This is a genomic window from Tateyamaria algicola, from assembly GCF_047715485.1.
Taxonomy (GTDB): Bacteria; Pseudomonadota; Alphaproteobacteria; order Rhodobacterales; family Rhodobacteraceae; genus Tateyamaria.
Genome location: NZ_CP180422.1, coordinates 3,014,037 through 3,037,906, shown reverse-complemented (window position 1 = coordinate 3,037,906; position 23,870 = coordinate 3,014,037). Strand labels below are relative to the sequence as shown.

Here is a 23,870-nt window from a genome sequence, read left to right as displayed (position 1 = left end):
TCAGCCGTCCCCTATGTTTTGCCGTCCGCGTCCGCCATTGTTGCCTGCCTTGCGCCCTTGTCCGCGCGGCTGGCTCAGGGCGTTGGCGAGGGCGGAAATGTCTGTGCGCAGCTCGGCCATAGTTTCCTGCCGCCCGGCGCTGATCTCTTCGAGAATGCGCAGCATCTGCACGTCGATCGAGCGCAGCCGCATCCGGCTTTCGGCATCGATCCCGTCGCCCGTGCCCTGCGCCTCGATCACCTGGATCAGCCGTTCCTGCCCCTCGGCCAGACGCAGCATCGTCTCATTGCTTGACCCCTGGCTTTGGATTTGCGCGGTCATCCCTTCGACCGCGTCTGCCAGCTTGCCCAGCTTTTCATCCACCATGGAGCGGCTGATGTCGGACTGCGTGAACATGGTTTGCAGGCTTTCCATCTGTTCGGCCAGATGGTCGATCACGCCCGCCATGGCCCCCTGCTCGCCCGTCGCATCGCCCTCGGCGCTGAGGCCAACGCGGGTGATCGAACTCAGCCACTCTTCCAGCTCGCGGTAAAACCGGTTCTGGCCGTGCCCGGCAAACAGCTCGAGCAGGCCCACAATCAGCGATCCGGCCAGCCCCAGCAGGGACGAGGCAAAGGCCACGCCCATCCCGTCCAGTTGCGATTCCAGCCCTGTCATCAACCGGCTGAACACCTCGACACCCGCTTCGCCCTCTTGCGGGGCAAGGCTGCGGATGGTGTCGACCAGTGCGGGCACGGTTGTCGCAAGACCATAGAACGTGCCCAAAAGGCCCAGGAAAATCAGCATGCTGACGATGTAGCGCGTGATCTCGCGCACCTCGTCGATGCGGGTGGCGACCGAATCGAGGATGGACCGGGTCGAGGACGCGCTGAGCTGCATCCGGGCCCCGCGCGAGCGCAGCAAGGATGCCAGCGAGGCCAGCAATTGCGGGGCCTTGCCACTGGCCGACGGGCCATCGGCGGCAAAGCCTTCGATCCAGCGCACCGAGGTGATCAGCTGGTAGACCATCCAGAAACAGGACACGACGCCAATCAGAAAGACGAACATGATGAACCCGTTGAGATACGGGTTCGACTGGAAGACCGGCAGGACCCGCGGCAACGCCAAAAACGCGCCAAAGCCTGACAGGCCCAGAACGCTGACCATCAAAAGGACTTGGCGCACAGGGTGCGAGAAATGCGGCTGTGCCTCGGGTGTGGTCTGTGCCATCGGCTGGCTCCTGACCCCTTATTTGCTCTGCTCTTGGCGCAATCTATCGGGTTTAAGCCCAAAGCGCCAAGGATTTATACCGAAATCGCTGCAACGCGGCGTGCCAACCAGTCAAGGTCGGGATCCGCCACGCCCAAAGCGTTCAAATGCTGGGCAGTGTTGAACAGATAGTCGCGGTTCGGGCCGCGCCCGCCATGCGCGTGGGCAATGATCTGTGCCTGCTCTTCCAGCGGCAGGCCGCCGCAATACTGCACGTGATCCGGGTCGATCACATAGGTCACGGCCGTGACGGCACGCCCGCCATCCAGCGTGATGTCCAGCATCTTTTCCAGATAGGCGGACGAGATCAATTCCCGTTCCCGCAGATAGGCCAGCGTGGCGTCTTCTGTTCCGGGCGCGACGCGCAGGGCAACGCCTGCACAGGCAGCACCCGGTGCCGCGTCAAGCGCCAGCACCAGCCCAGGCTCCGCCTCGGAGCCGCGATGGTGGATCGAGCGCATGCAGAACGACCGCGACCAGCCGGGCAAGGTGGCCATCACCTCTTCGGCCACGTCAAAGCCGGGGTTCCACAGCAGGCTGCCATAGCCAAATACCCACATCGTCATTGTGTCTGGTCCTTATCCCGTCCGGTGCGGTAGACCCGATTTCGCAGGCAAGGGAAAGGGTCACCATGCGCAAAATCACGTGGGTCATCGCAGTGGCACTGCTGGCGTGGTGCGGGTGGTGGTGGGTGGCCTCGACAGGCTTGCGCGGCGGCATCTCTGCCTGGATCGACGCGCGCACCGCCGAAGGGTGGCAGGCCGAAGTGGGGCAGATCGCAGGCGGCGGCTTTCCCACAGCCTTGCAGGCGGGCCTTGTGGATCTGGCGCTGGCCGACCCGCAGGCGGGGCTTGCGGTGCGCACGGATCGCCTCGACATCTCCGCCCCCGCGTGGTGGCCGGGTGATGTGACGGTTGCGCTGGATAATGATCCGATCACGATCGCCTCGCCTCTGGGCCGCTCGGCCCTGACCATGCAGGACGGCATCATGGCGCTGGAACTGCACCCCGGCACTGCGCTCGAACTGGAAAGCCTTGGGTGGACATCCGGGCCCTGGCAGGTCAGCGATGCTGCCGGGTCACAGGCGCTGGCGCAAAACCTGACCCTCACAATGACCCAGACCCAAGGGCCATCTTACGCGTTCGAGGCGCGCGCAGACGGATTTGCACCCGGCGATCCGGCCCGCACACGGCTGCGCCTGCCCGACAATTTCCCGCGCGCCTTTGACAGCCTGCAACTGCGCGCCGACGTGACCTTTGACACCGCTTGGGACCAACGCGCGCTCGACACGGCCCGCCCGCAACCGCGCGTGATCGATCTGCATCTGGTCGAGGCACGGTGGGGCGATCTGCGCCTGAACATGGCCGCCGATCTGGTGGTGGACGCGCAGGGCGTGCCGGAGGGCGAGATGACAGTACAGGCCGAAAACTGGCGCACCATGCTCGATCTGGCAGAATCCGCAGGCGCGTTGCCAAACACGCTGCGGCGTCAGGCGGAAAACATCCTACAGGCGCTTGCGGGCGCGTCGGGCAGCGAAACGACACTGGATGTCGATCTGGGGCTGCGCAACGGGGCTGTCTATCTCGGCTTTATCCCGATTGGACCGGCACCCAGGATCGTGCTGCGCTAGCTGCCTCTTCTCTGTTCCAAAAAATCCCGGGGTCTGGGGCAGAGCCCCAGTCCGACCTCACCGGCAATAGGACCCGCTGCGATAGCGCGCTGTATCGAAATGGAAATGATCGCGGTGGAAGCGGTCGGAATTGGGGCCGAGCACCGTGCCGAAGGGGCCGCAAGCGGCGCGGTGCATCGACCGCAGCGCACGGCGGTGGCGCGAATTCCAGTCATTGAGCACGGTCAGCGTCGATCCGTCCTTGAGGGTAAAGCCCGAGATATCAATCGCGCGCCCCTTCCCATGTTCCGAGATACGCGCGCCGCGCTGGTTGTTGCGCGTCCGGCACGCATAATGCGCTGCGACGCGGTAGCTGCTGAGGCCACCGCCCTTGTTGCGCAGGGCGGGTTTGGCACCCTTTTCCGTCCAGCGCTTGAGCGCCTTGGCCGTGTTGCAATCCATCAGCGCCGCCTGGCTCAGCGTCACACCGGAGACCGAGCGCAGCCGCACCGCCTCGGCAATCCCGCAGCCATTGATGCGCCCGGGCACAAACCCGACCTCGTCGCCCTGCAGATCGGGATCGCCACAGACCTGTCCCTTGCGCCGTTCGGCACGGCGGGTCATGGCCTGTTGCACGATGGTTTTCGGGCGCAGATTGGGCCGCAGTGTCGACGACCGGGGCAAGGCCGATGCTGCCACCACCTGCTCGATCGCGGGCACCGGCACGGTGATGTTGCGCGCATCGGTGCCTGCCCGCGCCACGGGGCGTTTGGAACTGTCCGGTGCGGCCACGCCCATCGTGGCCATCACCACTGCGATGAACGCAATCCACCTCACCGCTTTGCCCCCCGGCCAAAATCCGGTGCGTCGGTGTCTTGCCCGGCCTCGATGATGCCGCGCCGGATCGCGCGGGTGCGGGTGAAATAGTCGTGCAGGTGGTCGCCATCCCCGGTGCGGATGGCCCGTTGCAGGGCAAACAGCTCTTCGGTGAAGCGCCCGAGGATTTCCAGCGTCGCGTCCTTGTTCGTCAGGAACACATCGCGCCACATGGTCGGATCAGAGGCTGCGATGCGGGTAAAGTCGCGAAACCCGGCGGCAGAGAATTTGATGACCTCGCTGTCGGTCACGCGCCGCAGGTCATCGGCGACCCCGACCATGGTGTAGGCGATCAGGTGTGGGATGTGGCTGACCACGGCGCAGACACGGTCGTGATGCGTCACCTCCATCCGGTCGGTCATCGCGCCCAGCGCGGCCCAGTAGCGTTCGACCCGGTCGACCGTGCCTTCGTCGGCATCATCGGGCGTGACGATCAGCGTCCAGCGGTTGTCATAAAGCTCGGCAAAGCCGGACTCGGGCCCGCTATGTTCAGTGCCTGCCATCGGGTGTGTACCGACGAAATGCACCCCACCCGGCAGATGCGGCAGCACGGCATCGAACACCGCCTGCTTGACCGAGCCGACATCGATCACGGTTGCGCCCGGTTTCAGGGCCCCCTTGATGTCGGCCATGACGGGGCCCATGGCCCCGACGGGCACCGCCAGCACCACGAGGTCGGCGTCCCGTATGGCGTCGGCGGCCGTGTCCGTCACCACGTCGCAAAAGCCCAGCCGCCGGGTGGTGTCGCGCGTCGCCTCAGAGCGTGCATAGCCGCTGATCACCGTGGCAGCGTCGGCGCGCCGCGTGGCCCAGGCCATGGATCCCGCGATCAACCCAAGCCCGATAAAGGCGATCTTGTCGTAGATCACGCTCACGACGCGTTCCGCCAGTCTGTCAGCGCCGCGATGACGCGGCCTGTCTGTTCCGCTGTGCCCACGGTGATCCGCAACCCCTCGGGAAAGCCGTAGCCCGCCACCCGCCGGATGAGGATGCCGTTCGCGTTCAACGCGGCCTCGGCCGCGTCGGCGTCTTCGACCGTGTTGGCGCGGGCGAGCACGAAATTGGCGTGGCTGTCATCGCAGGCCAGACCCAACTGGCGCAGCGCACCGGTCAGGCGCGCGCGCTGTTCGGTGTTCAACGCAATGCATGTTTCCAGCCAATCCGTGTCGCGCACCGCCGCCTCGGCCGCGGCCAGTTGCACAACCGACAGATTGAAGGGCTGGCGGATGCGGGTCATGACGTCGATCATCCCTTGGGCGCCGTATCCCCAACCGATGCGCAGGCCACCGAGACCGTAAATCTTGGAAAACGTGCGCGTTACCAAAACGTTGGCGCGGTTGCGGGCCAGTGAAATGCCACCGTCATAGCCCACCGCAAACTCGACATAGGCGCCGTCGATCACCAGGATCACGTAAGGCGGCAATGCATCGGCCAGCCGTTCCAGTTCGTCCTGCCCCAGCAAGGTGCCGGTCGGGTTGGCCGGGTTGGCCAACAGCACGACGCGCGTGCGCTCGGTCACCGCCGCCAGGATCGCATCCACATCCACGACCCGGTTCGTTTCGGACACGCAGATGCGCGTGGCCCCGGCCATGCTGGTCAGGATCGGGTACATGGAAAACCCGTGTTCTGTATAGATAATCTCGTCCCCCGGCCCGGCATAGGCCTGGGTTACGAATTGCAGCACCTCGTCCGAGCCGACACCGCATATCAGGCGCTCGGGCTCAAGGCCCCAGACCTCTGCAATGGCAGCGCGCAGGGCGGCGTGATCGGTGGACGGGTAGAGGTGCATGCCCCGGGCCGCATCCGTCAGTGCCTCGACGGCAGAAGGCGGTGCGCCCAGCGGATTCTCGTTCGAGCTGAGTTTCAGCACATCCGCGACACCAGCCAGATGCGACTGCCCGCCCTCGTACAAGGCGATGTCCATGATACCGGGTTGCGGGGTGATGCGCGTCATGTGGGCTCTCCGTTCGTCCGGCCAGTTTTAGGGCCGGGCGCAGCGAGTGACCAGTGACAAATGCGCGCTTTAGCTTGTCGCCCCCGGCGCGGGCTTCCATTTGAAGCCGACGCGGATCACGCCGTGATCGTTGGTGCCGCTTTCCTTGTGGTCGTCAAAGTTCAGATGATCGTTCTGCACCAGCATCTCGTCAAAGGCCCATTTGCGCCGCTTGGAGTTGTCATAGAACTCCTGGCTGAACATGATGTGGTCCAGGCTTTCGCGCTGCCCCTTGTAGACATGGGTGTAGTACACATCGCGGACCGAGCGGTATTCCTGCATGGTCTGCGCGGTGTAGAGCGCGTTGTCACCGCCCCCGAGGACAGCGGTGAGAGATAGGTGGGCTGTTCGGACAGGATGTTCAGCGTGTTGCTGTCCTTGCCATCGTTCATGTCCCCGATCAGGACAACGGGTGTGTCCGTCGTCTTGGTCAGTTGCGTGACCAGAACCCGCAAGGCCGCCGCTTCGGCCGTGCGCCGCACGGTCGAGATGGCATAGCCCAGCGCGGTTGCATGGGGGCCGTGCACCTCTTTCTCGTACCAACTGCGCTCGCGCCAGATCTGTGTCGGGCGGCGGGACTTGAAGTGGCAGACAAAGACGTGGATCACCGGCGTGCGACTGTCCGGTTGCACCTGGAAATGCAGCACGGGGCGCGAGAACGTGCTCAGGTTCACTTCGAGGAAATCCTGTTGCGGGTCATCCCCACCCGTTTTCAGGACGTATTCGGGGGGAAAGTCGGTGATCCATTCCGGCTCTCCCACCAGCATGTCGCGCCGCACGGCGGCGGCGCACACGATCTTGTCGTCCTCATGGTCGGACGGGACCAGGGCAGCGTAGTCCGAGGCCATCCCCGCCTCGGTCAATGCCTCGTCCAGGGCCGCACCGGCCCAGAGTTCCTGAAGGCCAATCACATCGGCATCCAAGCGTTCGAGAGTGGTGGCTGTAAAGTCTATCTTGCGTTGGTAGATGTCTGCATCCCAGCCGTCGGTATCGCCGTAAACCGCGTCACCGGGCAGCTGCAGGTTGAGGAGGTTGAAGCTCGCAAATGAAATGTCGCGGGCAGCCATGAATGGGCTCCAAATGTCTTAATCAATGAGACAAGCCTACCACAGGTTGCATATTTGCATAGCCGATTCTTTACGCGCGACAGTTATGGGCGCGCAGGCCGCCACAGCGGCCCCACAGCGATCACCAAAACAATGATGTTAAACAGGGCGTTAGAGGGGGTGCCTGACGTGATTGATCCGGCGCTGTCCAGCAAGAACCAGCCCAACAGCCCGGTCAGCACCGCCCGGCGCACCCCTTCCGGTGCCGCGTCATGGACCCAAAGTTGCAAGCACCAGATCATCACGCCCCACCCGAACAGGAAGCCGCCCGTCAGCGCCGACAGGAACCGCGTGCCGTAGGCGTCATAGGTCGGCGCGCCATCAAGCGGCCAGCTGAGCAGGTCCAGTGACCAGCGCGCAGGCTCGGACGTGGCCAGCATCGTGCCAAGGAAAAAGACGGGGCCGAACGACCCCACCACGATGGCCGTGATCTTCAGCCAGAACTTGTGGAACTCTTGTGTCATCTGCACCCTCCAATCCCTTTGGCAACGGATGTCGCCCGGCGCCGGGTGCAAATCAATTACCTCACAGGTAACTGACGTGCGCGGCCTGAACCGCTAGGTTGGTGGCATGACAGGTTTTCCCGGCACTCTGCGCACATGGCGCAAGGCGCGTCGCTTCAGCCAGCTTGATCTGGCGGGCGAGGCGAATGTCTCGGCGCGCCACATCTCGTTTCTGGAAAGCGGGCGGGCGCGGCCCAGTCGCGAGATGATCACCCGGTTGAGCGAGGCCCTGACCCTGCCGCTGGATGCGCGCAATCAGATGCTGACCCATGCAGGCTTTGCCGCGCGCTACCCCGGTCGCCCCTGGGACGATGCAGAGATGGCCCCGATCCGCGCCGCTGTCGGGCACATGCTCGACACCCACGCGCCCTATCCCGCCCTGGCCGTGGACCGGCTGTGGCGGGTACTGCAGATGAACGCGCCCGCCCGGATGCTCTATGGATTGCTGGGGGTCGTGCCGGGCGACAGCCTGCTTGATCTCATGACCTCGGACACCCTGCCGCCGCTTGTCGAGAACTGGGCAGAGGTGGCGCATCATGCCTGCCAACGCCTGCGCACCGAAAGCGCGGCGCAAGGGGGCATCGCCGCGCTGGATCGCGCGGCCGATCACTTGGGCCGGGTGCCGCGCCCCAGATCCGTCGCGGCCAACCCCGTGATCCCGACAATCCTCAACACTGGCACTCTGCGCCTGTCGATCTTTGCCACCATCGCGCAGTTCGGCACGCCCGAAGATGTCGCGCTGGAGGATTTGAAGGTCGAGCTGTACTTCCCGTCCGATCCGGAGTCAGAGGCGGTGCTGCGCAGCCTCGCCGCCCCTTAGGCTCAGGTCCTGGCCGCCTGTGCCACCCGCGCCAGCGCGTTGCGCGCCACCATGATGTGAAAGGGCATGATCGCCGCCAGATAGGCCCGCCCAAAGATGTTGTGCGGGTGCACCCATGTGGCCAGCGAAATCCGCCCCTCATGGCGCAGCACAGAGACCCGGAATTCGAGGTGTTTGTCATCAAATCCCGCCACCATCTCGGTCTCGGTATCGATCTCGACGGGAAAAGGGCCCACCTTGTCCGGGGCGTCTGGTCCGTCCTGCGACAGGCCGAAAGGCGTGGTGAGAATGCGCCGGATCAGCAACAGCACCCGCGCCCAGCCGGGAAAGTCGGTGATGACTTCGGCGGCGCGGCGCGTCGGCACGTCTGCGGCCACACTGTAACAATCCAGAAAATCACCCTGCCCCTTCAGGGCATGCAGGGCACTATGTGCGGGCAATGGGGTGGCGCGCACCTGGGGGGCAGACAGCATGTCAGCATTCCTTTTCCAGCCAGTGTCGCGACCCTAGCCCCAAGCGGATGAGCGCGCGCCGTGACACGTGGCCACAACGAAAAAGGCCGCCCCAAACAGGGACGGCCAAATCTGCAAAACGATAAGAACCAGATCAGTTCTTGGCGTAGAATTCGACGACGAGGTTCGGTTCCATCATCACCGGATAGGGCACATCGCCCAGTGTCGGTGTGCGCACGAATGTCGCTGTCAGTTTCGAGTGGTCCACATCCATGTAGTCCGGCACATCACGCTCGGGCAGCTGTGTCGCTTCCAGAACGACGGCCAGTTGCTTGGAACGGTCACGCACCTCGATCACGTCGCCTTCCTTGACGCGGTAGGAGGGGATGTTGACCTTTTTCCCGTTCACACGAACGTGGCCGTGGTTCACGAACTGACGGGCCGCAAACACTGTGGGCACGAATTTCGCGCGGTAGACAACGGCGTCCAGGCGACGCTCGAGCAAACCAATCAAGTTCTCACCGGTGTCGCCTTTGACACGCTCGGCTTCGGCGTAGATGCGGCGGAACTGCTTCTCGGTCAGGTCGCCATAGTAGCCCTTCAGCTTCTGCTTGGCGCGCAGCTGGATACCGAAGTCGGACAGCTTGCCCTTGCGGCGCTGACCGTGCTGGCCGGGGCCATATTCACGACGGTTGACGGGGGATTTGGGGCGACCCCAGATGTTTTCGCCCATACGGCGATCGATTTTGTACTTGGCAGACGTGCGTTTTGTCACGGCTGATCTCCTTCGTTATATGTGCATCATCATCTTGTCCGAAAACCGGCATCCACTTTTCGGGATGATGATCGCGTGAAGGGCGTTGTCCTCTCCCCGGATTTGGCCGGGACGACAGGAACCCCCTCGCGGGGACCACCAACACCAATGAATGCGCGCTTATACGGGCGCCGCAGGCAGAGTCAACGCCCCTTTGGCGGGCGTGCCATCGCTGCGCAATCGGCGTGGCGATGGCAGGTGGTGAGGTGGTCGTTGACCAGCCCCGTCGCCTCGAGAAACGCATAGACAATCGTGGGGCCGCAAAACTTGAACCCGCGCTTTTTCATGTCGTTGGAGATCTGGGTCGACAGCGACGTGTATGGCGGCACGTCGCCCTGGGTCGCCCAATGGTTCTGCAAGGGAACGCCGTCAAAGTAATTCCATAAAAACGTATCGAACCCCTCTTGGGCATTAACCTCGAGATAGGCGCGGGCATTGCTGATCGTTGCCTCGATCTTGCCCCGGTGACGGATGATACCCGGATCGGCCAGCAGGCGGGCCACGTCCGCCTCGCCCCACTCGGCAATCACGTGCGGGTCGAACCCTTGGAATGCTGCGCGGAAATTGTCCCGTTTCTTGAGAATCGTGATCCAGCTCAACCCCGCCTGAAAGCCGTCGAGGATCAGTTTTTCCCACAAGGTGCGGGCGTCATACTCCGGCACGCCCCACTCTGTATCATGATAATCCACATAGATTTTTTCGTGCCCCGCCCATCCGCAACGTCCGTCCATCACAGCCCCGCTTGGTTAACAGATAAAATTAGAACAAAATGCCAACATTAAGACTGTTTTTACGACCCAAATGCCAATGTGACCAGACCGGATGACAAGGGGGTCGCTGCGAGGCCATGGCAAAATTTCGACCGATCGACATGCCCGCAGGGGCGGACAGCCCGCTGAGCGCGGCGGTGACAAATCGCGACCGCGACACGCTCGAGATGGTGGCCCTTGCTGTCAAGCACAACCAGACCCTTCTGGCGTTTCAGCCTGTGGTCATTGCGCGCGAACGCGGGCGCGTCGGCTTTTACGAGGGGCTGATCCGGGTGATGGACGACACCGGGCGCATCATCCCGGCCAAGGATTTCATGCCCGTCGTCGAACGGGCGGAACTGGGGCGCGAAATCGACGTAGTGGCCTTGAACATGGGGCTGCGCACGCTGCACGAAAACCCGTCGGTACGGCTGTCCATAAACATGTCGGCGCGGTCCATCGGGTATCAGCGCTGGATGCAGACCCTGAACCGGTGGCTGAAAAAGGATCTCGACCGTGGGCGAGCGGCTGATCCTGGAAATCACCGAAGGCTCAGCCATGGACCAGCCCGAACTCGTGGTCGATTTCATGGACAGGCTCAGCGCGCGCGGCATCTGTTTTGCGCTTGATGACTTCGGGGCCGGGTACACCGCCCTGCGCTATCTCAAGGATTTCTACTTCGACATTCTCAAACTGGACATGCAGTTCTGCAATGGTATCGCAAATGATCCCGACACGCAGGTTCTGACGCAGGCGATGATCCAGATCGGGCAGCATTTCGACATGCTGGTGGTGGCCGAAGGGGTCGAACGGGCCGAAGATGTGGAAATGCTGGTTCAGATGGGCGCCGACTGTTTGCAGGGCTACTATTTCGATGCACCGCAGGTCCGGCCCAACTGGCTGTTTGGCGAACGCGGCGCGCAAGGCAAGGCCGGTGTGCGCGCCTGAGACACCCTGACCCTTTGCGATTGTAGCGCAGAATCCAGTATGGCCTGCGCAACGCGGGGCAGTCTGGGGCCCGCACGCCATGCCTACTCACGACGTGCATGTCTCGGATCATCCTCGTTAACTTGACAGAGGATTTGTCCAAAATGACCAACATCGTCATCGCATCTGCCGCCCGTACTGCCGTGGGCAGCTTTGGTGGTTCTTTCGCAAACACGCCTGCCCATGATCTCGGGGCCACAATGCTCGAAGCGATTGTCGAGCGGGCCGGCATCGACAAATCGGAAGTGTCCGAAACCATCCTCGGGCAGGTGCTGACCGCCGCACAGGGTCAAAACCCCGCACGCCAGGCGCATATCAATGCCGGTCTTCCCAAGGAAGCCGCCGCATGGGGCATCAACCAGGTCTGTGGTTCGGGTCTGCGCGCCGTTGCCTTGGCCGCACAGCACATCCAGCTTGGTGACGCGGACATCGTGGCCGCCGGTGGTCAGGAAAACATGACGCTGTCCCCCCACGCCGCCGCCCTGCGCGCCGGTCACAAGATGGGCGACCTCAAATACATCGACACCATGATCCGCGACGGGTTGTGGGATGCGTTCAACGGCTATCACATGGGCCAGACGGCCGAGAATGTTGCCGACCAGTGGCAAATCACCCGCGACGCCCAGGACGAATTCGCCGTCGGCTCGCAGAACAAGGCTGAAGCCGCGCAAAAGGCTGGCAAATTCGCCGATGAAATCACGCCCTTCACCGTAAAAACGCGCAAGGGCGACATCGTCGTGGATGCAGATGAATACATTCGCCACGGTGCCAACCTCGAAGCGATGCAAAAGATGCGTCCGGCCTTCACCAAGGACGGGTCGGTCACCGCCGCCAACGCCTCTGGACTGAACGACGGCGCAGCCGGTGCCCTGCTGATGAGTGCCGAAAACGCCGAAAAGCGCGGGATCGAGCCGCTGGCGCGCATCGCAAGCTACGCCACTGCTGGTCTGGATCCGTCGATCATGGGCGTTGGCCCGATCTACGCCTCGCGCAAGGCCCTCGAAAAAGCGGGTTGGAGCGTGGATGACCTCGACCTCGTCGAAGCCAACGAAGCCTTTGCCGCCCAGGCCTGCGCCGTGAACAAGGACATGGGCTGGGATCCGGCCATTGTGAACGTCAACGGCGGCGCCATCGCCATCGGCCACCCCATCGGTGCCTCGGGCGCGCGCGTTCTGAACACCCTCTTGTTCGAAATGAAGCGCCGCGACGCCAAGAAAGGCCTCGCCACGCTGTGCATCGGCGGCGGCATGGGTGTCGCCATGTGCCTCGAGCGCGACTGATCCAAATCAAGGCGGCGCGCGCCAGCGCCGCCTAAATGCCCACACCTACAGTCGCCTAATTTTGCGGAGGCCGCGTAATATTGTTGCGCGCAACCCGGATATACGCGACATAACGTTAAATTCACTTCGGAGGAGTCCAATCAATGTCCCGCGTCGCTCTCGTCACCGGAGGCAGCCGAGGAATCGGTGCCGCAATTTCCACAGCCCTCAAGGATGCAGGCTATTCCGTCGCGGCGACCTACGCCGGCAACGACGAAGCCGCGGCCAAGTTCACCGATGAAACCGGCATCAAGACCTACAAGTGGAACGTGGCGGACTATGACAGTTCCAAAGCGGGTCTCGAACAGGTCGAAGCCGACCTGGGCCCCATCGAAGTCGTCGTTGCAAATGCGGGCATCACCCGCGACGCCCCGTTCCACCGCATGACGCCCGAGCAGTGGCACGAGGTCGTCGACACCAACCTCACCGGTGTGTTCAACACCGTCCACCCGATCTGGCCCGGCATGCGCGAGCGCAAGTTCGGCCGTGTCATCGTGATTTCGTCGATCAACGGCCAAAAGGGTCAGTTCGCTCAGGTCAACTATGCCGCGACCAAGGCCGGCGACCTCGGCATCATCAAATCCCTGGCACAAGAAGGCGCGCGCGCGGGCATCACCGCGAATGCGATCTGCCCCGGCTATATCGGCACCGACATGGTCATGGCCGTGCCTGAAAAAGTGCGCGAATCGATCATCGCTCAGATCCCGGCAGGCCGCCTGGGTGAGCCCGAGGAAATCGCGCGCTGCGTGGTCTTCCTCGCCTCCGACGATTCCGGCTTCATCAACGGGTCGACCATCTCGGCCAACGGCGCGCAGTTCTTCGTCTGAGCAGCCAAAACCCTTGAAGATGTGAGTAAAAAAGGGCCAGTGCATCGCTGCACCGGCCCTCCCTTTATCCCGTAAGATGGCGCGCGCGCATCAGCGGGAAGTCTTTGCTCCGAACAACCAGTTCCATGCGTCGGCAAGGGCGGCACCGCGCTCGGCGTGGGCCTTTTGCATGGCGTTGCGGATTGTGGCGTTTGCAGATGTCTCGAACATGATGTCTCTCCGGCTGTGTCTGTGTGCGTTTGCTTGAGATGAATATGCGCCTGTTTGCCCGGTGCGACAAACGAGACTTTCCCTTGCTTCACTTAAGCTGTACTTAACTGACCATGCCAGATCGCCTGCCCCCTCTGACTGCCTTGCGCGCCTTTGACGCCGCTGCCCGGCACATGTCTTTTGCCAAGGCAGCCGAGGAATTGCATGTCACCCCCGCAGCGCTCAGCTTTCAGATCAAATCCCTCGAAGAGCATCTGGGCGCCCCCTTTTTCGCCGTCTGAACCGCGCGGTTGAGCTGACCGAAGCGGGCGCCGCCCTTGCCCCCGGCGCATCAGATGGGTTCCAGACATTGGCCGCAGCCTGGCGCGCAGCCGAGAGAACGCAAGACAATCAAAGCCTTACTGTTACAGCCGGGCCTGCCTTTACCGCCAAATGGCTGGCCCCACGGCTATATGAGTTCGCCAAGGCCTACCCGGATATCGAGTTGCGCTTTTCCGCGTCGCTCAAGATCATGGATTTTGGGCGCGACGCCATCGACGTGGCCATCCGCTTTGGCTACGGCGCGGATGAGGGACTATATTCCATACCGCTGGCCGATGAATGGGTCTGTCCCGTGATGACACCCGCACTGGCCGAAAAGTACCCAACGCCGGAAAGCCTGACAGAGGCGCCGCTGATTTTTGACGACAGCATCAGTTTTCTCAAACCGCGCAGCGACTGGCAGACCTGGTTCAAGGCGGTGGGCATCGATTACGCACCCACCACCGGCCCACGGTTCAGCCAGGCCGATCACGCGGTGGACGCCGCCCTTGCGGGTGTCGGCGTCGCCTTGGGGCGGCGCGCCGTGGTGGTCAAGGACATCGACGATGGCCGCCTTGTCGCGCCCTACGGGGTCGCATTGGACACAGGTGTGCGGTTCAGGTTCCTGTGCGCCCAAGGCGCGGAAACCCGCCCCCAGATCGCCGCCTTTCGTGACTGGATCGTCACCGAGATTGACAAGACCACTTACATCACCGACGCGATGACCCGCGTTCCTTCAGCGGATTATCAAGGCGAATGACCAAGAAAACAGCGACGTTGATCGGCTTTGTGGCCGTCCTGTTGTGGGGTGTACTGGCCCTGCTGACCGTGGGCAGTGCGCCGACACCCCCTTTCTGCTGAATGCCATCTGCTTTGCGATTGGTGGCACACTCGGCCTGATCTGGACGGCCGCAAGCGGAGAGTTGGGCCAGCTGCGCCGCGTCCCCGCACATGTCTACGTCATGGGCACCCTTGGGCTGTTCGGCTATCACGCGCTCTATTTTTCCGCGCTGCGCCTTGCCCCTGCGGCCGAGGCGAGCCTGATTGCCTATCTCTGGCCCCTGCTGATCGTGTTGTTTTCCGGCCTCCTGCCCGGAGAGCAGTTAAAACCCGGTCATATCCTCGGTGCAATCGTGGGATTTGCGGGCGCAGCCCTGATCGTCAGCGGCGGCGGCACCGGTTTCGAGGCGGGCGCATTGCCCGGCTACGCGCTGGCCCTCGCCTGCGCGCTCACCTGGTCCAGCTATTCGGTTCTGTCGCGCAAGTTTGGTACGGTGCCAACGGCCTCCGTCGCGGTGTTTTGCGTGGCAAGCGCGGCGCTGTCCCTGCCCTTGCACCTCATGACGGAACAAACGGTATGGCCCAGCGGCGCGTTGGGTTGGCTCAGCACAATCATGCTGGGCCTGGGCCCGGTTGGCCTGGCCTTCTACGTCTGGGACATCGGCGTGAAGCGGGGCGACATACAGATGCTCGGCACCGCGTCTTATGCGGCGCCGCTCTTGTCGACAGTCGTCTTGATCGTCGCGGGAATTGCTGCGCCCAGTTGGTCGCTGGCCATCGCCGCCGCCCTGATTGCAGGCGGCGCGCTGCTTGCCGCGCGGGCCAGTATGTCACGCGCGGCCTAATCCCTGCGTCGTTGGTGCAGCCTGTCAGTTCGACAGGCGCGTGATTTCTTCTTTCAGTTTCAGCTTTTGTTTTTTCATGGCCGCGACCTCGATATGGTCGGTTGCGGGTGATCGTTGGGCCATATCGACCTGATCACTCAGGCTTTGGTGCTTCTTTTTCAACTCTTCGAGATGGGCGGTCACGCTCATTTAGGTCCTCCTTGCTGATAAAGTGCACGCACAGCCAAGCACAAGTTTTGTGCCAAGTCACGCCGCACGCGCAGCATGTGGAAAACTAGACCTATGTTCGCTTAACAAAGGTTTAAAGGTTGAGCGCCGCGCCTTCGCGCAAAACCGATTGGATTTCAGGCGCATAGCTATCGCCGTCCCGCTCGTGCCGGAGTCCGTTGTGTAAAATGATCGGCGCATTGAGGCGAAATTCCGCGCGCCCATCCTTGCGTGCCCGGAAAATCACCAGTTCTGCCGGTTTTCCGACCCGAGGACAGATCGGCCAGATCTCGGGGCTGCCCAGACGCCCGGCGGCACCGGCCAACAGGTCTGGCACACGTTCGGCCCGGTGGATCACATGCATGAACCCCTTGTGGCGCAGCCGCCGTGCACCGGCGTCGATCCAGGCCGCCAGCGGCGTGTCATGGCCCCGCGCCCCCTCGCGCCCCGCGTCCCGCGCCGCGTGACCCGCAGTGCGGTCGAAATAGGGCGGATTGGCGAGCACATGATCGAACCGGCGCGCACGCAGATCGGCGGGCAAATCACTGATGTCTGCCGTGACGACATCCAGCCCGTTGCGCGCCGCGAGGGTTGCATAAGCCTCTTGCCGTTCGACCCCGACAAGGTCGAGCCCCCCAACCCGCGCCCCGAGACACAGCGCCGCAGCCCCCACGCCGCACCCAAGGTCCAGCACCGCCTCGCCGCCGCGTGCCGTAACGGAGGCGGCCAGCAAAACCGGGTCCACACCCGCGCGATAGCCCGCAACCGGCTGCCACAAATGCAGTTTTCCGCCCAAAAAGGCGTCGTATGTCAGGTCATTGTCCGAGGTCGATGTCATTGTCGCGCACCACCTTCAGCGCCGCCTCGTAATCATCCGTGCGCACCATCAGCCGTCGCGGGAAAATTCCGATGCCGCCCTCGAGGACGCTCATATTTACGTCCATCTGAAAGCAGTCTATATCCTCGCCTTCAAGAAGGGCCGAGGCAAAGGCGATGATCGTCGGGTCTGTGCTGCGCAAAAGTTCCTTCATATCATGGATGTAGGGCCATCTCGCACGGAATGTCGAGGGGCCAATGGGGCACAGAACATGGACGCATCGGACATCTCCAAACCGCACGACCGGCTGGCCGCCTGGCTGGCGGCAGATATGGATGCGGTCAATGCGCTGATCCAGACCCGTATGGCCTCGCAGCACGCGCCGCGCATCCCCGAAGTGACGCGCCACCTGGTCGATGCGGGGGGCAAGCGCCTGCGTCCGATGCTGACACTGGCGACGGCGCATATGTGTGGCTACACCGGCCCCTATCACATCCACCTCGCCGCCACGGTCGAATTCATCCACACCGCAACCCTGCTGCATGATGACGTGGTGGACGAAAGCGCCCAGCGGCGCGGGCGGCCCACAGCCAACCTCCTGTGGGACAACAAGTCATCTGTGCTGGTGGGCGACTACCTGTTTTCCCGCAGTTTCCAGTTGATGACCGAAACCGGATCGATGGACGTGCTGCGCATCCTGTCGGACGCGTCTGCCACCATTGCCGAGGGCGAAGTGCTGCAAATGACCGCCGCGCAGGATCTGGCCACGGATGAGGCCGTGTATCTGCAAGTGGTGCGCGGCAAGACAGCCGCCCTCTTCTCCGCCGCGACCGAAGTGGGCGGGGTGATCGCGGGCGCGGACAAGGCCGTGGTACAGGCGCTGTTCGACTATGGTGACGCGCTCGGGATCGCCTTCCAGATCGTGGACGACTTGCTCGATTACCAAGGCCAGTCCTCGGCCACGGGCAAGAACATTGGTGACGATTTCCGCGAACGCAAACTGACGCTGCCGGTGATCAAGGCCGTGGCCAAGGCAGATGCCGAACAGCGCGCCTTTTGGTCACGCACCATCGAAAAGGGGCAGCAAGAGGATGGCGACCTCGACCATGCGCTTGATCTGCTGCACCGTCACGCGGCGCTCGAAGATACCAAGGACGACGCAATCGCCTGGGCGGAAAAGGCCAAGGCGGCACTGCACACCCTGCCAGAACACGATCTGCGCGGCATGCTGATTGATCTGGCCGACTACGTGGTCGAACGGATCAGCTGAGGCGCGGCACGTTTCCCTCCGTTCAAGCGCCCGACGCGGACCCACCAGTCGGGATGGGCTGCGCTGATCGCCTCGGCGGCAGCACTCGCCATATGCATCCGCTCATAAAGGCCAAAACAGGTCGCGCCTGATCCCGACATACGGGCAAGGCGGCAGGGGCCGTGCCGCGCGAGCGCCCCCAGAACATCCCCTATCGCCGGGCAATCCTGAATGGCCGCGTCCTGCAAATCGTTGCGCTGCGCGCACATCCAATCGAGCGCCACGTCGCGGTCTTCAAAACTGCTGGGCCAGGGATCGAGGCCGGGGTTGTCCTTGACCGCAAGCCGCGAAAAGACGGCGGGCGTTGACACCTGCACGCGCGGATTGACCAGCACAATCGGATAGGGATGCAAATCCGGCACCGGCGAAATCTGCTCGCCGATCCCCTGCACCCGTGCGGGATCGCTCATCACGCACATCGGCACATCCGCCCCAATCTCAAGCAGATCGCGCGCATCCTGCGGTGTGGGATCGCGCGGCGCATCCTGCCCCTCATGGGCGGCACGCAGCATCAGCAAACCGCGATAGGTGGCGGCCGCGTCCGCCGACCCGCCCCCAATGCCAGAGGCCATGGGCAGATGTTTGTCCAACTGCATCGACAGGGCCGTATCGGGTGCCCAGAACTTCATCGCAGCGTGCCACATGATGTTGTGGTCACTCTCAAGCTCCGGCACCGCCTCGGGCCCGCTCACCTCAAAGGATTTGGGCAGTGCCTTGGCATGCAGCGTGATGCGATCCCCGATATCGGCAAAAGCCACCAGCGAGATCCAGCGTGTGATACCCGTTCGGCAGTTGCCCCGTGACATGTAGCGTCAGGTTGATCTTGGCCGGGGCAAAAACCTCAACCGTCTTCATCCGCCACCTTCAGCGGCTCCGCACCTTCTTCGTCCAGCACACGGTCCAGACCGATGTCCAGCTTGCGGCGCATTCGGTCCGGGTCGGCCTCGCCGTCCACCTCGCTCGGGTCGACAAAGCTGAGGGCGCGCATCCACTGGAACCGCGCCTCGCGTTCGCGGCCCACGGCCCAATAGACGTCGCCAAGGTGGTCGTTGACCACCGGATCGACGGGCATCAATTCGACCGCGCGTTCCATGTGTTCGACCGCTTCATCGTAGCGGCCAAGGCGGTAGAGAACCCAGCCAAGGGAGTCGACAATGTAGCCGCTGTCGGGGCTTGCCGTGACTGCTTCCTCAATCATTTCAAGGGCTTCATCCAGCTTGATTTGTTTTTCTACCAACGAATAACCGAGATAATTCAGCACCTGCGGCTGGCCGGGATTGAGCTCCAGCGCCTTGCGAAAGTCGGCCTCGGCCCGGGGCCAGTCCTTGAGACGTTCCAGCGAAATCGCGCGCGCATAGTGCAGGAACCATGATCCCCGCTCGCCCTCTCCCAACAGGTCAATCGCCTTGTTGTAGGACTCCACAGCCTCTTCAAAACGGTCCTGCTGGCGCAGGACGTCGCCCAGCGTGGAATGCACAATCGACAGATCGCCAAACCGTTTGGCCAGTTGTTCCAGCACTTCGATGGCGGCTTCGGGTTTACCCGATTCACGCAAAGCTGCCGCGCGGCCCAGTTCGGCGGCGTGAAAGGCCGGGTGGTCGGCAGGCACTTGTTTGTAGGCGGCATTGGCGAGGCCAAACTGCTCCAACTCTTCCAAGAGATCGGCATTCAACAGCAGCGCATCAATGTGATCCGGGCGCAGATGGCGTGCCACACGGCCATAGAGCAGGGTGTAATCCGCACCCGCATCCTGGCGCAGGGCACCTGCGAGCGAATAGAACACCTCCGCCGCGCCATCGCGTGGCGAGGTGATGTGGGTGAACGTCAGCACTTCACCGGCCTCAAGGGCCAGCTCCATCGCGCTCAATTCAGGGTCGGTCGAACTGCCGAATGCTGCTTGCAGGGACGCAATGGCATCCTCGTTCCGGCCCAGTTGCGACAGCACTTCGGCGCGTGCCATGGCACCACGCCGGGTCTGTTGCAGCGGGCCTGCCTCGGCCTCGAACAGCGCCTCGGCAGCCTCGAAATCGCCCAGGCCCGCCAGCGCCATCGCCTTGTGATACAAGGCAAATCCGCGCAATCCGCGCTCTTCACTGATGGTGTCGAAATCCGCGAGGCCCCCTTCGGCATCACCCGCGCCGATCTTGGCCCAGGCCACCAGTAGACCGTCCACCAACGGCCCGATCCCCAACTGCTCGACATCGCGGGCGAGGAAGGTGTCATACTCTTCTCGCGCCAGCAGATCGGCAATCACCGCCATATGGGCGGTTTGCGAGCGCAGGTCGCGCGACTCGATCAGTTTGGCGATGGGCAAGGCGCGGTCCACGCGGCCCAGCGCCAGTTGGGTGGAAATCACCGCCTCCATCAGTGCCGGATTGCCCGGCGCCCGCGACAACGCCTCGGTGTAATAGCGCGCGGCGGCCTCAAAATCGTTTTCGATGGCGGCCTGACGTGCAGCCAGGTAGGGGCCCGAAATGGATTGGGCCTGCGCGACATGCGGGGCCACGGTCACAAGAACGGCCAGCGCGGCACTGCCAAGAAGCGTACGGATCACGGGTAAGACTGCCTTTTGTTATGCGTTGAGCAGAGGCTAGCACGTCTGGCGCGAGGTGCAATGTAACCTCGCGAAATGGTCAGACTATGGGCGCGAAACGGCAAAAGACCGGGCACATGGCCCGGCCTTTGATCGTTCTGGTACTGCGATCACATGTTGGGGTAGTTCGGCCCGTCACCCCCTTGCGGCGTGGTCCAGGTGATGTTCTGGCTGGGATCCTTGATGTCACATGTCTTGCAGTGCACGCAGTTCTGGAAGTTGATGACAAAGCGCGCGTCCTTGCCCTCTTCCTCCACAAACTCGTACACACCCGCCGGGCAATAGCGTGCCGAAGGGCCTGCATATTTGGCCAGGTTCACCTTCACCGGCACCGCATCATCCGTCAGTTTCAGATGCGCCGGTTGGCTTTCCTCGTGATTGGTAAAGCTGAAGGCGACGTTGGTCAGACGGTCAAAGGACAGTTTGCCATCGGGCTTGGGATAGTCGATGGGCGTGTGCTTGGAAGCTTCCTCGGTCGCATCCGCATCGTTCTTTCCATGCCCGATCGTGCCAAACAGCGAAAAGCCCAGCGTGTTGGTCCACATATCGAACCCACCCAGGACCAGGCTGGCCGTCAGCCCGTACTTGGACCACAGCGGCTTGACGTTGCGCACCTTCTTGAGGTCCTTGCCAATCGCGCCTTCGCGCACTTCGGTCTCGTAAGCGGTCAGCTCGTCGCCCGACCGCTCGGCCTTGATTGCGTCAAACGCCGCCTCGGCCGCCGCCTTGCCCGACAGCATCGCGTTGTGGTTGCCCTTGATGCGGGGCACGTTGACCATGCCCACCGAACAGCCCAGCAGCGCCACACCGGGCGCCACCATCTTGGGCATCGACTGGTAGCCACCTTCGGAAATCGCGCGCGCGCCGTAAGCCACGCGCTTGCCGCCTTCCAGCAGGTCCGCGACCATCGGGTGATGCTTGAACCGCTGGTATTCCATGTAGGGGAACAGGTGCGGGTTCTTGTAGTTCAGGTGGACAACAAAGCCGACATAAACCTGATTGTTCTCAAGGTGATAGATGAACGACCCGCCGCCCGCGTTGCCGCCCAGCGGCCAGCCCATCGTGTGGGTGACAGTGCCTTCCTTGTGCTTGGCCGGGTCGATCTCCCAGATCTCCTTCATGCCAAGGCCGTACTTCTGCGGCTCGCTGTCCTTGGCCAGATCGTATTTGGCAATCACCTCTTTCGACAGGCTGCCCCTCACACCCTCGGACAGGAACACGTATTTGCCGTGCAGCTCCATGCCCGGCTCTGTGCCCTCACCAATCGACCCGTCAGCCTCAAGGCCGAACACACCGGCCACAACGCCCTTCACTTCGCCACTGTCACCGTAAACCAGCTCGGAACAGGCCATGCCAGGGAAAATCTCGACCCCCATCTCCTCGGCCTGCTCGGCCATCCAGCGGCACACATTGCCCATCGAGACAATATAGTTGCCGTGGTTGTTCATCAGGGGCGGCATCGGGGCATTGGGGATACGGACCTGCCCTGCCTCACCCAGCATATAGAAATTGTCCTCGACCACAGGCACGTTCAGCGGCGCGCCCTTGTCCTTCCAGTCAGGGATCAGCGCATCGAGGCCACAAGGGTCCAGCACCGCACCCGACAGGATGTGCGCGCCCACTTCCGAGCCCTTTTCCAGCACAACAACGTTCAGATCGGCATCCAGCTGTTTCAGACGAATGGCCGCCGACAGACCTGCAGGGCCTGCACCGACGATCACCACGTCATATTCCATCGCTTCGCGTTCAATATCGGCCATCTCGGCGGCTCCCTCTTCCCTCAAGTGCGTCGCACGTTGGTCACGTCGCTATCGCACAGATAATGCGTTCGCAACGTGGTGCATTGCCTCCGTGAAAAAATCCAGAAAAAATTCACGGAAAGACGGCACGTTATTTGAATTGAGGGTCAAGTTCGCAAGATTCGTGGGCAGTCAGGCCGGATCAGGGCTGTCCCCCAGCAGATAACGCGGCCCTGTGCCGCGCTTGGCCGCACGGTCGGCAGGGTTGTACAGCGCGCAGGCCTCAAGGCTCAGACAGCCACAGCCGATACAGCCATCCAGCGTGTCGCGCAGCTTTTGCAGTTGCGCGATGCGCGCGTCCAGACCGTCGCGGAACTCGGCACTGATGCGCGTCCAGTCGGCCTTGGTCGGGGCGCGGTGGCGCGGCAGGCGGTCCAGTTCGACCTTGATCTGCGCCAGTGTGAACCCGAATTGCTGCGCCACCATGATGAAACTCAGCCGCCTTATATCGGCGCGCTGAAACCGGCGCCGCCCGGCATCATTGCGCCACGGCGCGACCAACCCCTCGTCCTCGTAATAACGGATCGCCGACACCGCCAGACCGGTGCGGGCCGCGATGTCTCCGATGCTCAATCCCTCCGATGTTGCCATCGCAAAAAACCTCTTGACCTAAAGTGAACTTGAGATGGGACAGTAGCCTTACAACCACACGAAAGGAAGCGTTATGACCGCGCAACTCGAACACACGAATTACACCGTGACCGATCCCGACCGCACAGCGCAGTGGATGTGCGATCTGTTCGGCTGGCACATCCGCTGGACAGGCGATTCCCGCGATGTCGGCTATACGGTGCATGTGGGCACCGACACGCATTACCTCGCGCTCTACGCCCCCAAGACTGGCAAGGTAGGCGCGCGCGAAGACAACTACGTGACAAATGGCGGCCTCAATCACATCGCCGTGGTGGTCGAAGACATCGCAGCCATGCGCACGCGTGTCGCAGCCCAAGGGTTCACACCGGGCGAACACTACGACTACGAGCCCGGCCAACGCTTCTATTTCCACGACACTGACGGGATCGAATACGAGGTGGTGCAATACGACTGACCCTGCGCGTCTTCTGACTGAAAATACCACGGGGGAGGCCGAAGGCCGGGGGCAGCGCCCCCTGCCCGACCCATCGGCACCCCCAAATCCGCTTGCATTCCCCCGCCCCATTGGGTCAGGTATTCTCCATCGCATGTATCGGCGGCTCCCTTAACGGGGCCGCCGCAGCTAATTGGACCGCAGCCGATGGAAAAGATCCCTATGACCCGCGCCGGTGCGACTGCACTGGAAACGGAACTCAAACAGCTCAAAAGCGAAGAGCGGCCCGCCATCATCAAGGCGATTGCCGAGGCGCGCGAGCATGGCGATCTGTCCGAGAACGCGGAATACCATTCCGCCAAGGAAAAGCAGTCCTTCATCGAGGGCCGGATCAAGGAACTCGAAGGCGTGATTTCGCTGGCCGAGGTCATCGACCCCACCAAGATGTCAGGCGCGATCAAGTTCGGCGCGACCGTGACCCTGGTGGACGAGGACACGGACGAGGAAAAGACCTACCAGATCGTCGGCGAATACGAGGCCAACATCGAAAACGGGCTTTTGAACATCAAATCGCCTATCGCGCGGGCCCTGATCGGCAAAGAAGAGGGCGACAGCGTCGAGGTGCGCACACCGGGCGGTGAAAAGTCCTATGAAGTCCTGAAAATCAGCTATAGCTGAGG

General features: G+C 62.6%; 24 protein-coding genes and 3 pseudogenes. 10 read left to right on the top strand and 17 right to left on the bottom strand.

The features are described from left to right. Both ACMHLQ_RS17380 and ACMHLQ_RS17375 read right to left on the bottom strand, forming a co-directional pair. Complete coding sequence (locus ACMHLQ_RS17380) at positions 1 to 1,209, bottom strand: biopolymer transporter ExbB (RefSeq protein ID WP_415401959.1); 1,209 nt, start codon at positions 1,207 to 1,209, stop codon at positions 1 to 3. A gap of 74 nt (positions 1,210 to 1,283) precedes the next feature. Next, positions 1,284 to 1,814 carry a gamma-glutamylcyclotransferase gene (locus tag ACMHLQ_RS17375; protein ID WP_415401958.1) on the bottom strand — a complete coding sequence of 177 codons (531 nt, stop codon included), beginning with the start codon at positions 1,812 to 1,814 and terminating at the stop codon, positions 1,284 to 1,286. A gap of 65 nt (positions 1,815 to 1,879) precedes the next feature. Between ACMHLQ_RS17375 and ACMHLQ_RS17370 the strand changes: the two genes are divergently transcribed. Then, the gene (locus tag ACMHLQ_RS17370) at positions 1,880 to 2,878 is read left to right on the top strand and encodes a DUF2125 domain-containing protein (RefSeq protein ID WP_415401957.1); all 999 of its coding nucleotides are present in this window, start codon (positions 1,880 to 1,882) and stop codon (positions 2,876 to 2,878) included. Between the two features lie 57 nt (positions 2,879 to 2,935). Here ACMHLQ_RS17370 and ACMHLQ_RS17365 read toward each other — a convergent pair whose 3' ends face one another. From ACMHLQ_RS17365 to ACMHLQ_RS17345, 5 genes are all read right to left on the bottom strand, one after another. Further along, positions 2,936 to 3,694, bottom strand: coding sequence for an extensin family protein (locus ACMHLQ_RS17365; RefSeq protein WP_415401956.1), 759 nt, complete (start codon positions 3,692 to 3,694; stop codon positions 2,936 to 2,938). Then, positions 3,691 to 4,551 (bottom strand): prephenate/arogenate dehydrogenase family protein, encoded by an 861-nt coding sequence (locus ACMHLQ_RS17360; protein WP_415405307.1) that lies wholly within the window; start codon positions 4,549 to 4,551, stop codon positions 3,691 to 3,693. Before ACMHLQ_RS17360 ends, ACMHLQ_RS17365 begins: the two co-directional genes overlap by 4 nt. Positions 4,552 to 4,604: 53 nt before the next feature. Then, positions 4,605 to 5,687, bottom strand: a complete 1,083-nt coding sequence (gene hisC, locus ACMHLQ_RS17355) for a histidinol-phosphate transaminase (RefSeq protein ID WP_415401955.1) — start codon at positions 5,685 to 5,687, stop codon at positions 4,605 to 4,607. Between the two features lie 161 nt (positions 5,688 to 5,848). Next, the gene (locus tag ACMHLQ_RS17350) at positions 5,849 to 6,793 is read right to left on the bottom strand and encodes an endonuclease/exonuclease/phosphatase family protein (protein WP_415401954.1); all 945 of its coding nucleotides are present in this window, start codon (positions 6,791 to 6,793) and stop codon (positions 5,849 to 5,851) included. 83 nt (positions 6,794 to 6,876) lie between these two features. Further along, entirely contained in the window at positions 6,877 to 7,296 is a 420-nt protein-coding gene (locus tag ACMHLQ_RS17345) for a hypothetical protein (protein WP_415401953.1), read from the bottom strand. A gap of 106 nt (positions 7,297 to 7,402) precedes the next feature. On the opposite strand from ACMHLQ_RS17345, the gene ACMHLQ_RS17340 reads away from it, so the two are divergent. Continuing rightward, entirely contained in the window at positions 7,403 to 8,155 is a 753-nt protein-coding gene (locus ACMHLQ_RS17340; protein ID WP_415401952.1) for a helix-turn-helix domain-containing protein, read from the top strand. A 2-nt stretch (positions 8,156 to 8,157) separates the two neighbouring features. Here the strand turns inward: ACMHLQ_RS17340 and ACMHLQ_RS17335 are convergent, their stop codons facing one another. The 3 genes from ACMHLQ_RS17335 to ACMHLQ_RS17325 all read right to left on the bottom strand — a co-directional run bounded on the left by ACMHLQ_RS17335 (position 8,158) and on the right by ACMHLQ_RS17325 (position 10,152). Continuing rightward, complete coding sequence (locus tag ACMHLQ_RS17335; RefSeq protein ID WP_415401951.1) at positions 8,158 to 8,628, bottom strand: DUF2867 domain-containing protein; 471 nt, start codon at positions 8,626 to 8,628, stop codon at positions 8,158 to 8,160. A 133-nt stretch (positions 8,629 to 8,761) separates the two neighbouring features. Continuing rightward, a complete protein-coding gene (rpsD, locus tag ACMHLQ_RS17330; RefSeq protein ID WP_299368878.1) occupies positions 8,762 to 9,382 on the bottom strand; it encodes a 30S ribosomal protein S4 in 621 nt (206 codons plus the stop codon). A gap of 182 nt (positions 9,383 to 9,564) precedes the next feature. Beyond that, on the bottom strand, positions 9,565 to 10,152 hold the full coding sequence (locus ACMHLQ_RS17325) for a DNA-3-methyladenine glycosylase I (RefSeq protein WP_415401950.1): 588 nt from the start codon (positions 10,150 to 10,152) through the stop codon (positions 9,565 to 9,567). A 116-nt stretch (positions 10,153 to 10,268) separates the two neighbouring features. Here ACMHLQ_RS17325 and ACMHLQ_RS17320 point away from each other — a divergent pair. The 5 genes and pseudogenes from ACMHLQ_RS17320 to ACMHLQ_RS17300 all read left to right on the top strand — a co-directional run bounded on the left by ACMHLQ_RS17320 (position 10,269) and on the right by ACMHLQ_RS17300 (position 15,438). Next, a pseudogene (locus ACMHLQ_RS17320) lies at positions 10,269 to 11,118 on the top strand (EAL domain-containing protein). A 143-nt stretch (positions 11,119 to 11,261) separates the two neighbouring features. Continuing rightward, complete coding sequence (locus ACMHLQ_RS17315; RefSeq protein ID WP_415401949.1) at positions 11,262 to 12,437, top strand: acetyl-CoA C-acetyltransferase; 1,176 nt, start codon at positions 11,262 to 11,264, stop codon at positions 12,435 to 12,437. A gap of 143 nt (positions 12,438 to 12,580) precedes the next feature. Further along, on the top strand, positions 12,581 to 13,303 hold the full coding sequence (phbB, locus tag ACMHLQ_RS17310) for an acetoacetyl-CoA reductase (RefSeq protein WP_415401948.1): 723 nt from the start codon (positions 12,581 to 12,583) through the stop codon (positions 13,301 to 13,303). Between the two features lie 323 nt (positions 13,304 to 13,626). Then, positions 13,627 to 14,573, top strand: a pseudogene (locus ACMHLQ_RS17305) (transcriptional regulator GcvA). Next, positions 14,570 to 15,438, top strand: a pseudogene (locus ACMHLQ_RS17300) (DMT family transporter). Before ACMHLQ_RS17305 ends, ACMHLQ_RS17300 begins: the two co-directional pseudogenes overlap by 4 nt. Before the next feature lie 24 nt (positions 15,439 to 15,462). Here the strand turns inward: ACMHLQ_RS17300 and ACMHLQ_RS17295 are convergent. The 3 genes from ACMHLQ_RS17295 to ACMHLQ_RS17285 form a co-directional block, all read right to left on the bottom strand. Continuing rightward, positions 15,463 to 15,627 carry a YdcH family protein gene (locus tag ACMHLQ_RS17295; protein ID WP_415401947.1) on the bottom strand — a complete coding sequence of 55 codons (165 nt, stop codon included), beginning with the start codon at positions 15,625 to 15,627 and terminating at the stop codon, positions 15,463 to 15,465. Positions 15,628 to 15,739: 112 nt separating this feature from the next. Continuing rightward, complete coding sequence (locus ACMHLQ_RS17290) at positions 15,740 to 16,483, bottom strand: tRNA1(Val) (adenine(37)-N6)-methyltransferase (protein WP_415401946.1); 744 nt, start codon at positions 16,481 to 16,483, stop codon at positions 15,740 to 15,742. Further along, entirely contained in the window at positions 16,461 to 16,676 is a 216-nt protein-coding gene (locus ACMHLQ_RS17285; RefSeq protein ID WP_415401945.1) for a DUF2007 domain-containing protein, read from the bottom strand. The genes ACMHLQ_RS17290 and ACMHLQ_RS17285 overlap by 23 nt, the downstream gene beginning before the upstream one ends. 3 nt (positions 16,677 to 16,679) lie before the next feature. On the opposite strand from ACMHLQ_RS17285, the gene ACMHLQ_RS17280 reads away from it, so the two are divergent. After that, entirely contained in the window at positions 16,680 to 17,732 is a 1,053-nt protein-coding gene (locus tag ACMHLQ_RS17280; RefSeq protein WP_415401944.1) for a polyprenyl synthetase family protein, read from the top strand. Here ACMHLQ_RS17280 and ACMHLQ_RS17275 read toward each other — a convergent pair. The 4 genes from ACMHLQ_RS17275 to soxR all read right to left on the bottom strand — a co-directional run bounded on the left by ACMHLQ_RS17275 (position 17,708) and on the right by soxR (position 22,754). Next, positions 17,708 to 18,577: a 4-(cytidine 5'-diphospho)-2-C-methyl-D-erythritol kinase gene (locus tag ACMHLQ_RS17275; RefSeq protein ID WP_415401943.1), complete on the bottom strand. Its 870-nt coding sequence runs from the start codon at positions 18,575 to 18,577 to the stop codon at positions 17,708 to 17,710. The two genes, ACMHLQ_RS17280 and ACMHLQ_RS17275, sit on opposite strands and share 25 nt — an antisense overlap. Before the next feature lie 35 nt (positions 18,578 to 18,612). Further along, a complete protein-coding gene (locus ACMHLQ_RS17270; protein ID WP_415401942.1) occupies positions 18,613 to 20,325 on the bottom strand; it encodes a tetratricopeptide repeat protein in 1,713 nt (570 codons plus the stop codon). Positions 20,326 to 20,474: 149 nt separating this feature from the next. Next, complete coding sequence (locus tag ACMHLQ_RS17265; protein WP_415401941.1) at positions 20,475 to 22,124, bottom strand: electron transfer flavoprotein-ubiquinone oxidoreductase; 1,650 nt, start codon at positions 22,122 to 22,124, stop codon at positions 20,475 to 20,477. A gap of 171 nt (positions 22,125 to 22,295) precedes the next feature. Then, complete coding sequence (soxR, locus tag ACMHLQ_RS17260) at positions 22,296 to 22,754, bottom strand: redox-sensitive transcriptional activator SoxR (RefSeq protein WP_415401940.1); 459 nt, start codon at positions 22,752 to 22,754, stop codon at positions 22,296 to 22,298. A gap of 73 nt (positions 22,755 to 22,827) precedes the next feature. Between soxR and ACMHLQ_RS17255 the strand changes: the two genes are divergently transcribed. Beyond that, positions 22,828 to 23,211 (top strand): VOC family protein, encoded by a 384-nt coding sequence (locus tag ACMHLQ_RS17255; protein WP_415401939.1) that lies wholly within the window; start codon positions 22,828 to 22,830, stop codon positions 23,209 to 23,211. Between the two features lie 186 nt (positions 23,212 to 23,397). Beyond that, positions 23,398 to 23,868, top strand: a complete 471-nt coding sequence (gene greA, locus ACMHLQ_RS17250; RefSeq protein ID WP_415401938.1) for a transcription elongation factor GreA — start codon at positions 23,398 to 23,400, stop codon at positions 23,866 to 23,868. Positions 23,869 to 23,870: the final 2 nt, after the last annotated feature.

Bases quoted from the DNA above. Each gene is read 5' to 3' on its own strand.
- ACMHLQ_RS17375 (WP_415401958.1), bottom strand. From the start codon at position 1,814: ATGACGATGTGGGTATTTGGCTATGGCAGCCTGCTGTGGAACCCCGGC.
- ACMHLQ_RS17255 (WP_415401939.1), top strand. From the start codon at position 22,828: ATGACCGCGCAACTCGAACACACGAATTACACCGTGACCGATCCCGAC.
- ACMHLQ_RS17370 (WP_415401957.1), top strand. From the start codon at position 1,880: ATGCGCAAAATCACGTGGGTCATCGCAGTGGCACTGCTGGCGTGGTGC.
- ACMHLQ_RS17290 (WP_415401946.1), bottom strand. From the start codon at position 16,483: ATGACATCGACCTCGGACAATGACCTGACATACGACGCCTTTTTGGGC.
- ACMHLQ_RS17340 (WP_415401952.1), top strand. From the start codon at position 7,403: ATGACAGGTTTTCCCGGCACTCTGCGCACATGGCGCAAGGCGCGTCGC.
- greA (WP_415401938.1), top strand. From the start codon at position 23,398: ATGGAAAAGATCCCTATGACCCGCGCCGGTGCGACTGCACTGGAAACG.
- ACMHLQ_RS17380 (WP_415401959.1), bottom strand. From the start codon at position 1,209: ATGGCACAGACCACACCCGAGGCACAGCCGCATTTCTCGCACCCTGTG.
- soxR (WP_415401940.1), bottom strand. From the start codon at position 22,754: ATGGCAACATCGGAGGGATTGAGCATCGGAGACATCGCGGCCCGCACC.
- hisC (WP_415401955.1), bottom strand. From the start codon at position 5,687: ATGACGCGCATCACCCCGCAACCCGGTATCATGGACATCGCCTTGTAC.
- ACMHLQ_RS17265 (WP_415401941.1), bottom strand. From the start codon at position 22,124: ATGGCCGATATTGAACGCGAAGCGATGGAATATGACGTGGTGATCGTC.
- ACMHLQ_RS17315 (WP_415401949.1), top strand. From the start codon at position 11,262: ATGACCAACATCGTCATCGCATCTGCCGCCCGTACTGCCGTGGGCAGC.
- ACMHLQ_RS17280 (WP_415401944.1), top strand. From the start codon at position 16,680: ATGGATGTAGGGCCATCTCGCACGGAATGTCGAGGGGCCAATGGGGCA.
- ACMHLQ_RS17345 (WP_415401953.1), bottom strand. From the start codon at position 7,296: ATGACACAAGAGTTCCACAAGTTCTGGCTGAAGATCACGGCCATCGTG.
- ACMHLQ_RS17275 (WP_415401943.1), bottom strand. From the start codon at position 18,577: ATGTCACGGGGCAACTGCCGAACGGGTATCACACGCTGGATCTCGCTG.
- phbB (WP_415401948.1), top strand. From the start codon at position 12,581: ATGTCCCGCGTCGCTCTCGTCACCGGAGGCAGCCGAGGAATCGGTGCC.
- ACMHLQ_RS17335 (WP_415401951.1), bottom strand. From the start codon at position 8,628: ATGCTGTCTGCCCCCCAGGTGCGCGCCACCCCATTGCCCGCACATAGT.
- ACMHLQ_RS17285 (WP_415401945.1), bottom strand. From the start codon at position 16,676: ATGAAGGAACTTTTGCGCAGCACAGACCCGACGATCATCGCCTTTGCC.
- ACMHLQ_RS17325 (WP_415401950.1), bottom strand. From the start codon at position 10,152: ATGGACGGACGTTGCGGATGGGCGGGGCACGAAAAAATCTATGTGGAT.
- ACMHLQ_RS17350 (WP_415401954.1), bottom strand. From the start codon at position 6,793: ATGGCTGCCCGCGACATTTCATTTGCGAGCTTCAACCTCCTCAACCTG.
- ACMHLQ_RS17360 (WP_415405307.1), bottom strand. From the start codon at position 4,551: ATGGCCTGGGCCACGCGGCGCGCCGACGCTGCCACGGTGATCAGCGGC.
- ACMHLQ_RS17295 (WP_415401947.1), bottom strand. From the start codon at position 15,627: ATGAGCGTGACCGCCCATCTCGAAGAGTTGAAAAAGAAGCACCAAAGC.